The organism is Halobacillus andaensis (assembly GCF_014636475.1).
GTDB classification, from domain to species: Bacteria; Bacillota; Bacilli; order Bacillales; family Halobacillaceae; genus Halobacillus_A; species Halobacillus_A andaensis.
The window spans coordinates 34,249-46,514 of the sequence record NZ_BMEL01000004.1 but is presented as its reverse complement, the minus strand read 5'-3'; the positions used below and the strand labels follow the sequence as shown (position 1 = coordinate 46,514).

Sequence of the window (12,266 nt, the reverse complement as noted above, 5' to 3'; positions counted from 1 at the left end):
ACCTATACAAGCTTATTTCTCTTAACATACAATAACGTAGTTTACTTATGTGGGAGGTGAAATTATGGAGAAGTTTTTTGCCAAGCTAAAAGGTAAAAATGAAGTACCTCCAGTTGATACAGATGCTTTTGGAGTGGCTAAATTCATGGCGAATAAAGGTTGTACTAAAATCAAGTTTCAGCTCGAAGTCGAAGATATTAAAAATTTCGTGCAAGCGCATATTCACTTTGGTGATCGTGATGAAAATGGTCCCGTCATTGTTTTCCTTTTCGGAGCTAATTTAATGACTTTAGAAGAACAAGAAGGGATAACCACTCGAAGAGGAAAAATTACTGGAACCATTACAGATAAAGATATTGAAGATAATGATGTGGGTATACACGATGTCGCTGACCTGCTAAAGTTTATGCGAAAAAAACTTACGTACGTTAACGTTCATACCGAGCAAAACCCTGGTGGAGAAATCAGGGGGCAGATCATCCCTCTTGATCATAGTTATTAAAGGTCTATCTTCTTGATTCAAATGGCGCTTATCCTCCTTCGATAAGTGCCTGTTTTAAATAAATCTCTCTTCAACATAAAGTACTCCCTAGTTTGTTTTACTTTTGTTTCTCTCCAATTAATGTTTACCTTAAATGTTCAAACTAAAAAGGCGCCTTATGAGTGAGGTGGCGCCCATCCTGATTCTTATTCAAAATTGCTGTTTTCTAGGATCATTACTCAAGTTCCTCTGGAGAAGGTGGCTCGAAAGTTTGTATCCACTCTTTAAGTTTAGATTCAGGAATAACAAATGTCGCATCTGGTTTCTGAGCATTTCTATTCCTTAAACGTTCAAATAGCTCCTCTTGTGATAGATCATTAAAATGAATTTTAAACTCAGCTCCTAGTTCCTTGGCACGAGAACGAAACTCATCCCGTTCACTTCTAGACCAGAATCCAAAATCTAGAATAACATCAACACCAAGAAGCAAAATCCTAGCTGCAACATCCCACATCAGCGATTCCACTGCATCATGTCTAGCATTGTGTATTGCCTCTTTTAATTCCGTCATGTTATACCCGAAATCATGACCTAATCGCGTATGCCATTCATCGGGAGTAAGTCGAAGTGCAGAATATTTTTTTTCAATTTTCCGAGCAAGGGTAGTCTTACCACTACAAGGGAGACCGACCATTAAATGGAGAGTTGCCATATAATACCACCCCCTTTTCTGTAATAAATAAATGTGCAATATTCTTGAATTAACCTGCCTCGTTAGCCTAATTAAATTGTTACTGTCCCACTTGTTTTAACAAGATCGGATCAGTTATTTATAGTCTGGTACAAAAATAAGAAATGGGAACAAACCATTGTTCCGGGTTTGCCCTTCTCCAATTCAGACATCACCTTCCCCAAAAAGATGTTCCTCCTACTTCTATGTAAAGAAGGCGATTCATTGACTAGTCCTTTCATTTGTATAATCGTCTATCAGAGCGAATGATTTAGTTCGTAATCCTCCTGTATGGTATTAATGATATTATATGATTCTTCTGCGATTTCTTTGTTAGATCTTCTATTCCAATTGTACGTAATTAAAGCTTTCCATAATGCCCATCCTCGCGCCCTGTTCCATGTTTCTTCGTCCGTATTTAATGTACGTTTAAAAACCTTTCTACTTTCGTCATCGAAAAAGGTCCAAGCCATGACATAATCACAAGAAGGATCACCTACTCCTAAAATCCCAAAATCTATAACAGCAGAGAGTTTTCCATCTCTAGTAAGAATATTACCTGGAGCCATATCACCATGAACCCAAACAGGACGACCAGAGAATTTAGAGCTCAAGGCAAGATTCCAAATTTCATTTAGTATTGAGGTGTTTAATGTATCTGTGTTCGCGTCAATGGCATCTCTCGTCTCTTGATTGTATACCGCAAGATCGCCACCTCTATAAAAATTGTGTTTCCCTGCTAAAGGACCTCCACTAGCATCTACTAACTGTAACTCAATTAAAAATGATCCCAAGTCTCTTGCCAATTGGTTAACATCACGAATATTTTTTGGAGCTAACGTTTCTCCCTCTAACCACTTGTTGATTGACCACGGAAACGGGTAGTCCTGATTAGGATACCCTTTTGCTATAGGTGTCGAAATGGGTAAAGATAATTCTTTTGCTAACTTTGGTAACCACTTTTGTTCTTTCTCAACTTGAGGAACATAATGTTCAGAACTCGGTAGCCTTACACTCATATAATCACCTAAGTGGAATGTTCTATTGTCATTTCCACCATTTCTCACCGGAGTGATATCTAATTCTGACCATTCAGGAAATTGTTCGTCTATTAATCCTCTAACTAAATTAACATTAATATCCATTTATTACTCCTTTACCAGTTATAGTGGAAGTGCCTGACCCCCACTGCGTTAACGCTTTAGCAGAGCGGGGGGCAGGCACCATATTGATTTATTAGTCGAGTCAAAAAAAAGGACCACTAAACGAGCGATGTATGTCATAGCAAATATGAGTGTAGCTACGTTACACAAATAGTCCACATATAATGTACAAACCTCAGTGTTTCTCCATTCATTACAAATTCTTCGTTACTTACTCCTAACTTCGTAAAGCCATTTTTTTCTAGGACTTTTTGTGAAGCAACATTATTATTTGTCGTCTTGGCCAAGATTTTAGTAAAACCATCCTTACTCAGATTATCCAATAAGATCTGTAAAGCTTTGTGTGCAACCCCTTGTCCCGTATGTTTTTCACCAACTCTATAACCTATGTGAACTAAGTTTTGGGATCTGTCTACGTCCACTAAGTTAATCCTTCCTAAGATTTCACCAGTTCTTTTTCTTATCAGATAAAAATAAGATAACCCTTGTTTTTGTTCATTTAATAATTCTTCGAGTTGGATCATGAACGTGTCAAAGTGATAATAATCCTCACCCCGACCTGGTACCATTTTTTCAAAAAAGGTTCGATTTTCATTTTCAAAATCAAATAATTCTCCCGCATCTTCATATTTTAATTTATCAATTGTAATTTCCATTTATCCTCCTCCGTTTATCAGTCAAATTAGCCACAATCCTCGTTCCATAAAGAAAGTCAAAATAAAGGGATAAAGGAATAAAATACTTTCTCTAGAATCCCCACCTTTGATTGAATAAATTATATCAAGTTTTTTTGACCTTAAGCTCCTTCTACTACAATCTCTTTGTCTGAAAAACCCATGATTCAATTCTTTCTCATTTAGTGAGAGAGTAACCTTCTCAGCCATTTCCAGATAACATCACTAAGTCATACAAATAATCAGCAACCTTCCCCAATCTCCAAGCTATCACAGCCATGCTGACAGCAATAATTGCTAAACTCACTACTTTCACTAACTCTAATGGATCTCTATTCACAATAGTTCTCCTTTCATCCTTTATGATGTAAATTTAAAAAAATGCTCAATTTAAGGCTTGCCCACGTGTATAGAATATTTGAAATCAAGATCCTTGAGACTTTTTATATCCATGAACGGTTAGCACAATAATGATAGATAAAGGAATGCTCAATATAACTACATAACTTATAAGCAAGTACATAATAATGATCGGAAGTAGTATCATCGCGATTATACTTAAAGGTTTACTGTATTTATATAAAAAATACCCGATAAGACTAGTAATCATTGTTGGAAAAAGGACTAACATTATTATCATGGAAACCACGTGAGCAACACCTCCTCTCAACCTATTAAATAAAGCTTATTAGAAGAAAAAATTCTTCATTATTAAAGAACTATGTAAGTTATTTCTTAGTCTTTACTTTAAATCTGTTGTACCTTTTGTTAACTCATTACATTTCCCACGTCTTAAAAACATAATAAAAAGCCGACACAAAGTGTTGACTATGTACTGGTTTCGAGACATTTCTAAATAGCTCATTTTCTGATGCCCCGTTAATGAAAAATAATTATTTCAGAAGCATCCAGCCCCTTCCTGCTACTCTTGCTTAGATTTATGTTTTTTTCTTCTGAAAGAATGACTTTAGCTTTTTTCGGTTTGTCTAGATTATGAATATCCAATTTTCTTAATTCATCAACTTCTAAACTTTTCCCACCCTCTGTTTTTATGGTAGTTTTTTCAGTTGTTTCTACATTACAATCGTATCCTTCCTCTGTCGTAGAATCAGTGTTTCTCTTAGCCGCTTTTGAACACTCAATCTTTAATTCGTTGTCCCCAACAACTGAAACAAAATAACCTTCAAAAGTATTAATAGATTCAGCAGAATTTTGTCCATTATCAGAACATCCATTGATTATAGACATTGCTAATAATAAGGTAACAATAAATAATATGATACTTTTCAATCTGACATTCTTCCCCCTCTCTTTAATAAGGGCGAGTACTCTATTTAGTAATAGCTGGCTTATGTGGAAACATTGAATTCAAGATAACCCTAAAATAAAAACCACACTATTATTTTCAGGTATATTTGGAAAAGGAAAGATTCACTTCAGCAAAAGATACCCTATAATTTATATATTGTCTAAAAAAACCTCCCTGTTGTTGTCGATAGATGAGTCAATCATATTGTCGAGTTCTTCTTGTCTAGAAGCATCGTCATAATCACTGTTTCCATACCATTCTTTTAACTCTTCTTCGTATACTCTGGCTCTTTCTCCTTCTGTTACCAAAACAATTAGGTTCACACCTTCTATCAAACTAAAAGCATATGTTGATACAGTTAGAATCATTTTTTGAAGTTCCTTATCTTGAATGTCACTATAACGTATTGTTATCTGATGTTCATTGGGGTAGAGTGAGAAATCAGTCATTTGTTTATGATAAGGCATCGATCGAATGACAGTGCCTGTGAATTCCCGATCTGATATTTTGGTTCCTTTGTATAGGAAAAGAGTGTCTTCTTCTTTCCCGTCTCCTTCATTAGAAAAACAGGCCGTTAAAAGAGTCAAAACAGCAATGATTACTAGTAATCTCGCCCTTCTCAAAAGACCTCCTCCTTCACTAAACTTTTTCACATATATCTTCTTTCATATCGGGTACCAGTAAAATCTGGTTACTTTTCTCATCTCGTTCTATTTTTAATGCCATATTTTGTTCTTGATGACTACATGCACTTATGACCAAAGCTAAGTCATACATACTATAAGCAAAAAATTAGTGAAAGATCACAACGTTTTACCTAACAATAAATTCAATAAAAAGTTGAAAATAGATAAACCAACCACAAAATAAATAAACCTTACAAGATGTTTCCTCCAGTTCGCTTTGTCTTTAAAGAATACAGTGAGGAAAATTAAGATACCTACAATTAATATGTGAATGTACATTTGCATAAAACCACCATATTTTTTCTAAGTTCTGTTTAGTTAGCACAATAAGCGTTATCCACTGTGCATCTATCGCCCCTTTTAACGGAACAACAGAACAATGGACGCATTCCAATCTTTCTTAAATTTCGAGCGATTGCTTATATATGTTCTTACTTCCCTTTTCTTTGGTTGTGCGCTCCCATGTCGTTTCTCATATCAAACAATACTTCAATCAACGACCCATGATAAGGAATAAATAAACCTTCTGAAATCATAGTACTTATAAAAAAGAAACCAGGAAGATTCCTGTCGTCTACAACTACATGTCCTGAATTCACTCTTTCAATAACGGAAAAACTTCTAACTGTCTGCAAGGATTTAATCAGTCTCTCCCTGCCCTTACTTAACTCCACCAGACACTCTCATCTGCTTCTATTCTTTAAAGTTACTTAACCTTTTGCTAAAAAGAAAAAAGCAACTCCTTAGTTGGAATTGCAACTCGAATACGATAGTTGGATCAGCGATATTAAGTCGAGATACCTGATAAGCTCCCGAATTTTATTTCTTTTTGTTGTTGTAGTAACTGCCGCCTAAAGCCACTACAAAAATTACAAATATCGCTACAATTATACTAATATCCATACTTTCACCTCAAAAGGATTTTACTTATTAATAATTACGTTTCAAGAGAATAGAATGTTTCAGTTTTTTCTTAACACCATTGCAGGTTATTCACTAAACATAAGTAAAGGGAGCAAATCCTATATTTGAAGATTTGCCCCCTAAACTTGAACAAACTTTAATTCCCGGGAAACCCCACACGTTCGTACAGGTCTAAATCTCCTTTGAAAATAGTTGCTGAATTACGTGCATGGGAAAGACATTCCGATGAACAAATTACTCATATGCTTACATCTTTACAAAAGTTACGTGAACAAGGAAAAGCTGTTATATACGATTGATCTTAACTATCAGCTCTTGATGCTGCGAGCAGGAATGGGTCCTAAAATGCATCCATAAATTGCAGGATGGCAGGTCCAAGTAGAATAATAAATAAGGTAGGGAATATAAACAAAACGAGCGGAAACATCATCTTAATAGGCGCCTTCATCGCTGCTTCTTCTGCTCTCTGCCGCCTTTGTTCCCGAATATCCTCCGTTTGTACTCTCAACACCTTAACCATTCCAACGCCAAGTTTTTCAGCTTGTACGATATTATAAACGAGAGACTGTAATTCTTCGGAATATAAACGATCATTGATTGCGTTTAACGCTTCTTTTCTTGTCTTTCCTAAACGAATTTCTTCTAAACAGCGTTTGAATTCTTCAGAAAGCACACCTTTTTTCTTTGAAACTACTTTGCTTAATGCCGAATCGAAGCCCAGCCCGCCCTCAAGACTAATCGTCAGGAGGTCTAGTGTATCGGGCAGCTCTTTGACCGCAAGCTTGCTTCTTTTAGCTGCTTTCGTTTTTAAATAATACTTCGGCAGAACGAGGGCAGCCGCTATACCGAGAAGGGACAGTAGAATCCTTAAAGACAGGTCGCTATTGAGTAATAAGGCATACCCCCAGCCAATCAACGGGAAGAAAAATAATAGAATCCGCTGCACGATTTTAAATTCGACAGGGGACAGCCCAAACGGCTGGCCGGCCTGCAGAAGCTTTATTTCAAGCTTTGATGCCTTTTCTTTATTCCATTTTCTTTGATACTTTAATTTTATACTTCTCCATAAAGGCGTCAGGACACGCTCAGAGAAGGAAGGGTCTTCTTCATTCTCTTCAGTAATGGACATGTTGGTAAAATAAGCATCGATTCTTTTCCTGCGGCGGGCCGTTTTTTCTGTTTTAAACGTAAGCATAGAGTAGACGAATAGGCTGATGACGATAAAAAAACTAATATACAATAGCATCTCGCTACACCTCGATCGTCGTAATTTTTCGTATGAGGATAAAGCCTATAACCCCGCCTATAAGTGCGGCTGCCAGCATGGCCTGTCCAATAGGATTCGTAAATAATGTAAGGATGTATTCCGGGTTCATGACGTAAATGATGCCGCCCAGCCCAATAGGCAGAAGACTTATAATCATGCCTGATAAACGTCCTTGTGCAGTCAGCGTTTTAATCTGGTTTTCGATCTTTGCTCGTTCTCTCGTAGTTTCTACGATTTTGTCAAGAAGGTAGGCAAGGTTTCCCCCTACCTGCCGCTGAATTAAAATGGCTTCGACTAATAAAGACAGGTCTTCGCTCGGCAGTCGTTTTTTCCACTCGAGTAAAGCTTCTTCCAAACTTGTCCCGTATTGCATCGATTTTAACACCAGCTGGACTTCTTCCTTTATAGGAGAGTAAGACTCTTCAGAAATCATCTGCAAGGATTGAGGAAAGCTGAACCCGGCCCGCAGGGAACCGATGATCGAAGTGATCATTCCCGGCAGTCCCGCATTGAACTGCTTGATTCTCTTCCTGCGCTTGCTTTTTAACAAAATTTTCGGGATAAGAAAGCCGATGATGGCACCTGCCGTCATCATCAGCATATTTTGCAGTACCAGATGAAGCAGTCCGCCGCCTATGATGCTTGCAATCCACTGAAAAACAATGAATTCTTCAGGCTTCATAGTAAGTCCAGCTCCACTTAGTTCTTCCTCTAATGCATTTCTTTTTTTGGTCGGTTTTTTCTTTCTAATCAAAATCATTTTCAGGCGCTGGTTGCTTTGCCTTAGAAACTCTTTGAAGGTCAAAGGCGGAGCGGCAGCCTCCCCTTCCTCGACAGCTGCCTGACGCATGCTGGCGAGTGCCAGTAAAGAGAGAAAGATGGTTAGAAATACAGCACCCACGAATAAGATGGTCATTCTAATGACTCTCCCTTTCGATAAAGATTGAGGCAGGCAAGTGGATGCCTTCATACTCCATCCGTTCATAAAACTTAGGCCGCACCCCGGTAGGCACTAATTTTCCAATGATTTTACCTTCTTCATCGATACCCGACTGCTCAAAAGCAAAAATATCCTGAAGAACAATGATGTCTCCTTCCAGGCCTTGAACTTCGGTAATGCTCGTAATGCGACGGGTTCCATCCTTTAATCTTGATTGTTGGATAATGACGTCAAGCGCACCCGCGATTTGTTCGCGTATGGCTTTGACGGGAAGCTCCATCCCGGCCATTAATACCATCGTTTCCAAACGGGCGATCATGTCCCGCGGACTGTTCGAGTGACCGGTTGCAAGAGAACCATCGTGGCCTGTATTCATGGCCTGCAACATATCTAACGCTTCGCCGCCACGGACCTCTCCAATGACAATGCGGTCCGGACGCATCCGAAGAGAGTTTCTCACCAGATCACGGATGGAAATACTTCCTTTCCCTTCAATGTTTGGAGGCCGGGTCTCAAGTGAAACGACATGCTCCTGCCCGAGCTGAAGCTCAGCAGCATCCTCAATCGTTATAATGCGATCCTTATTGGAAATAAAAGAAGAAAGAACATTGAGGGTTGTCGTTTTACCAGATCCTGTTCCGCCGCTTACGAAAATATTCAGCTTCGCTTCCACACAGGCTTGGATGAAATCCGCCATCTCTTCAGTGAGCGTCCCAAAGCGAATCAAATCTTCAATCGTAAAGGGATCCTTAGCAAACTTACGGATGGTAATTGTAGGACCACCTAAAGCTAACGGCGGGACGATGGCGTTTACCCTCGATCCATCCTGAAGTCGGGCATCAACCATGGGGCTGCTTTCGTCAATCCGGCGTCCGAGAGGGGCGACGATTTTTTCTAAAACGGCCAGCACATGGTCATTGTCACGGAAAGTAATATCGGTCAGCTCTAATTGTCCGTTGCGTTCGGCATACACTTGATCCGGGCCATTGACCATGACCTCAGATACGTCTTCATCAAGCAGTAATGGATTAATCGGTCCATACCCTGTTAAATCATTGGCTAATTCTTTCTTTAATTTTTCCAGGTCATCTTGTTTAGGCTTTAGTTCATTTTCAATGATGATGGTGGAGATAATGTCATCTAAATCATGGACGATGTCTTCCACGTCATCGTCTTTTCGTTCTTTTAAAATGTATTTAAACGTCAGACTTTTTAATTCTTTGTTGGGGTCTGGTTTAATGACAGGCTTTTTATCCGGCTTTTTCTTAGGAGCCGGTTGAGTTGGAGGCTGGATGGTTTGATCTTTTCGAGCAGCTTCTTTATTCTTTTTTACGTCAGCTTCTTCTTGAGTCTTTGATTGAAGTTTTGCTAATAAACTCATGCCTGTTCCCCCTTGAACCTTTTAGCCTGTTCATCATCTTGTTTACAGCACTCTGTTTTTCTCTTGTGTTTTGCAGATTTGGAAAAAGCTCCTCTGCCAGCTTACCGATCTCTATAGAAAACGAAAGCTTTGGATTGCTTTCCACCAGCGGAATCCCTACATCCAGTGATTTCGGCATGCGCTTATAGTCATATGGCAGAAAATGAACGTTTTCTACCCCGGTTAATTCTGTCATTTCTTTTGCTTTCATGACCGAGTCCGCCGTGAACTGATTAACGATGAGGTCAACTTTATGTTTCAAGTCGAGTACTTGAAGGGTTTCGGCCATTAGTCGAGTATGCTTTAACGCCGCCATCCTCGGCGTGGTCACAAGCAGAATTCGATCCGCCTTTTCCATAACTTGCAAACTTCTTTCCGTTAAGCCTGTTTCGGCATCCACTACTAAAATATCAGAAGAAATCTGCAGCGATTCGATCAACGATCCAAACCTGTCCGCTGTCATTAAGTCCGCGTGCTCCGGGCGATGCGGAGCAGCAAGCAATTCAATTCCAGACTCGTGGACCGTCCAATAATCGTGGACATTTTTCTCATCTTCTCTTTCGGCGATGTCCTTTACGGTCAGCGACGGCTGCAAATCAAGAGCTAGAGCTGTATCGCCAAACTGCAAATCTCCATCGACGATCCGTATCCTTCTTTTCTTTTTGGCCAAAGAGGCAGCAAGGTTGACAGTGACAGACGTTCTCCCCGCTCCCCCAACAGCACCGCATACGGCAATTACTTCGTGTAATGGATACGTTTCTAACGTTTGATGTTTATCGTTTGTCACTGGTTACTCACTCCCTGTCCATTATTCATTTTCATGTTTAAGGATCCGGCTGCTCATCCACCCTTTTTTCTGATCAGGCGTTTCTACCAGCATCCAAATCCGCTCGTCGTCGTCTGTTTCTTGTTCATTCAGGTTTTTAAGCTTTGTGTCTTTAGCAATAACATCAGAGACAGAGGAATCGAGTCCCGGTCCTTCTCGAAGCAGCGATTGCTCAGGCAAGGTGATATAAGTTGAATCCTCCGGTATTTCATCGTCAGCTTCTGCTGATGCTTCCTCATTCTCATCCTTTTCTGAAATCTGTTCACTTAAAAGAACGAGCTGAAGGCTTCCTCTTTCACTTCCGTTGACCAGCTTCACGGCTTCATCTTGTTTTAATTCGAGAGTGACGGCTGTATATTCTTCCTCCGTTTCCCCGGATTTCTTCTCCACCATCCGCTGCCCTACTGAAAGCACGCGCACATTTTCCAAAATCACTTCAGAATTTATGGCTTCGCCTTCCGTCCCTTCACTGAGAACCACATCTACGAAATCCTCGGGTTCAATCAAATTAGAGACCGATTTTACGTAATCCACATTAATAGAAACTGCCCGATACCCTTCTGTTACTTTCTTAGTAACAAATTCATCTTCATCCTCGCTCTGCTGAACCCGGTGAAGCATGACAGGCTCTCCTTCTTTTAAATCAGCTGTTGCAAACAGTCCCACCACATCTGATGTTTGACTGGCTGCCTGCGCATGAACCTGATCCTCAGGCACCTGTTCGCTCGTCAACACTTCTTCCGTGATTTTTTGATTTTGCTGGATATCTTCACTTGCTACGATTACTTCAACCATCGGAGTTTCCTCTCCAGAAGCACTGGAGTCCTGCTTGCTCATAATCGTGTAAAATAAAAGCGTGGTCATTAACCCAGAGATAACGGCCAATAATACGATCTTCTTCGGTTTCATTTAAAGTCTTCACCTACTCTACTAATCTAATGGCGTATGCACCGCGATCAGGCGTGGATTCTCCTCCAGCTGTCCCTGCTCCGGCCCGCTTTATAAAAATCCCGCTGATGGAATCATCATTTTTCCCCATCGGCTCATTGATATAAAAATAAGCAAAGCCCGTAATTTCTACACTTTTCAATTGATTGCTGGACTGGCTGTAGGGTTTATAAACAATGACTAACATAATTCTGGAGCAGTCTCGCTGAGTCACTTCTCCATCGGGGCAGTTACTCACACGGTAATCAACTCCGTTTCTAGTCGGTCCAGCGATATTACCCGTCTGCGTATTGATGATGTCCCCTACATTTAAATTTTCATCAAATCCATGGGTTAAACTCTCTTCATAAGATTTAGCTCCAGGGCCTTCAAGTGCAAGCACTCCGAAGTTTCCAGCTGTTGAATCCCCTGCATCCACCTTAAGCTGATACGTCTCTCCGTAGTTTAACGGTACGGACTCATCAACACCTAAAGGGACGACCCCTTTGGCTTCACCCATTGGATTTAAACCAGCTTTTGCATCCACGTTTACAAGTATGTTTTCAATTCCGAGAATGGAAGAGAAGAACAATGGAACATCCTTTTCAAGCTCAACGTGCAGCTCTTGATTATTTTCTACCGTCGACTGCCGCAGACTTTCTGTTTCTCCATGAGAGTCTAATACCTGAGTGACCACCGCATCGACAGAAGCCTGATCATTCACAATTTCCTGCGCTCCTGATAAGGCTGCGGCATTGGCCGTCTTTTGCAAGTGACTTTTAGACATAAATAAATGCCCCCCATCAATCACCAGTCCTGCAAGGATCAGTACCACTCCCATGGCCAGTGTCATAAGGACAATCGCGTTTCCACTTTCTTTTCTTGTTATATTTTTTAAAAATCGCTTCATTTTTCTCAC

Annotated in this window: 14 protein-coding genes and 1 pseudogene; 2 read left to right on the top strand and 13 right to left on the bottom strand. The window is 39.9% G+C overall.

What is annotated here, in order from left to right; all coding sequences use genetic code 11:
• The first annotated feature begins 64 nt into the window (after window positions 1–64).
• Complete coding sequence (locus IEV27_RS14990) at window positions 65–502, top strand: CHRD domain-containing protein (RefSeq protein ID WP_188378326.1); 438 nt, start codon at window positions 65–67, stop codon at window positions 500–502.
• A gap of 214 nt (window positions 503–716) precedes the next feature.
• On the opposite strand, the gene IEV27_RS14985 is transcribed toward IEV27_RS14990, so the two are convergent.
• From IEV27_RS14985 to IEV27_RS14955, 7 genes are all read right to left on the bottom strand, one after another.
• Window positions 717–1,193, bottom strand: a complete 477-nt coding sequence (locus IEV27_RS14985; protein ID WP_209488414.1) for a P-loop nucleotide/nucleoside kinase family protein — start codon at window positions 1,191–1,193, stop codon at window positions 717–719.
• Window positions 1,194–1,468: 275 nt separating this feature from the next.
• Window positions 1,469–2,356, bottom strand: coding sequence for an aminoglycoside phosphotransferase family protein (locus IEV27_RS14980; RefSeq protein WP_188378325.1), 888 nt, complete (start codon window positions 2,354–2,356; stop codon window positions 1,469–1,471).
• A 155-nt stretch (window positions 2,357–2,511) separates the two neighbouring features.
• A complete protein-coding gene (locus tag IEV27_RS14975) occupies window positions 2,512–3,030 on the bottom strand; it encodes a GNAT family N-acetyltransferase (RefSeq protein ID WP_188378324.1) in 519 nt (172 codons plus the stop codon).
• A 220-nt stretch (window positions 3,031–3,250) separates the two neighbouring features.
• Window positions 3,251–3,388 (bottom strand): hypothetical protein, encoded by a 138-nt coding sequence (locus tag IEV27_RS14970; protein WP_188378323.1) that lies wholly within the window; start codon window positions 3,386–3,388, stop codon window positions 3,251–3,253.
• A gap of 539 nt (window positions 3,389–3,927) precedes the next feature.
• On the bottom strand, window positions 3,928–4,338 hold the full coding sequence (locus IEV27_RS14965) for a hypothetical protein (RefSeq protein WP_188378322.1): 411 nt from the start codon (window positions 4,336–4,338) through the stop codon (window positions 3,928–3,930).
• A 168-nt stretch (window positions 4,339–4,506) separates the two neighbouring features.
• Complete coding sequence (locus IEV27_RS14960; RefSeq protein ID WP_188378321.1) at window positions 4,507–4,980, bottom strand: hypothetical protein; 474 nt, start codon at window positions 4,978–4,980, stop codon at window positions 4,507–4,509.
• A 494-nt stretch (window positions 4,981–5,474) separates the two neighbouring features.
• Window positions 5,475–5,717 (bottom strand): hypothetical protein, encoded by a 243-nt coding sequence (locus IEV27_RS14955; RefSeq protein ID WP_188378320.1) that lies wholly within the window; start codon window positions 5,715–5,717, stop codon window positions 5,475–5,477.
• A gap of 390 nt (window positions 5,718–6,107) precedes the next feature.
• Between IEV27_RS14955 and IEV27_RS14950 the strand changes: the two are divergent.
• Window positions 6,108–6,266 (top strand): annotated as a pseudogene (locus IEV27_RS14950) (NAD(+)--rifampin ADP-ribosyltransferase); the annotation flags it as partial.
• A 41-nt stretch (window positions 6,267–6,307) separates the two neighbouring features.
• On the opposite strand, the gene IEV27_RS14945 reads toward IEV27_RS14950, so the two are convergent.
• Genes IEV27_RS14945 through IEV27_RS14920 form a run of 6 tightly spaced genes read right to left on the bottom strand, consistent with a single transcriptional unit; the run spans window position 6,308 to window position 12,257 of the window.
• The gene (locus IEV27_RS14945) at window positions 6,308–7,213 is read right to left on the bottom strand and encodes a type II secretion system F family protein (RefSeq protein ID WP_188378319.1); all 906 of its coding nucleotides are present in this window, start codon (window positions 7,211–7,213) and stop codon (window positions 6,308–6,310) included.
• Window positions 7,214–7,217: 4 nt separating this feature from the next.
• Window positions 7,218–8,150 (bottom strand): type II secretion system F family protein, encoded by a 933-nt coding sequence (locus tag IEV27_RS14940; protein ID WP_229735378.1) that lies wholly within the window; start codon window positions 8,148–8,150, stop codon window positions 7,218–7,220.
• Between the two features lies 1 nt (window position 8,151).
• The gene (locus IEV27_RS14935) at window positions 8,152–9,555 is read right to left on the bottom strand and encodes a TadA family conjugal transfer-associated ATPase (protein WP_188378318.1); all 1,404 of its coding nucleotides are present in this window, start codon (window positions 9,553–9,555) and stop codon (window positions 8,152–8,154) included.
• A complete protein-coding gene (locus IEV27_RS14930; protein WP_188378317.1) occupies window positions 9,509–10,381 on the bottom strand; it encodes a CpaE/TadZ family protein in 873 nt (290 codons plus the stop codon). Before IEV27_RS14930 ends, IEV27_RS14935 begins: the two co-directional genes overlap by 47 nt.
• Window positions 10,382–10,402: 21 nt before the next feature.
• Complete coding sequence (cpaB, locus tag IEV27_RS14925; protein WP_188378316.1) at window positions 10,403–11,329, bottom strand: Flp pilus assembly protein CpaB; 927 nt, start codon at window positions 11,327–11,329, stop codon at window positions 10,403–10,405.
• A gap of 13 nt (window positions 11,330–11,342) precedes the next feature.
• Entirely contained in the window at window positions 11,343–12,257 is a 915-nt protein-coding gene (locus IEV27_RS14920) for a TadE/TadG family type IV pilus assembly protein (protein WP_188378315.1), read from the bottom strand.
• Window positions 12,258–12,266: the final 9 nt, after the last annotated feature.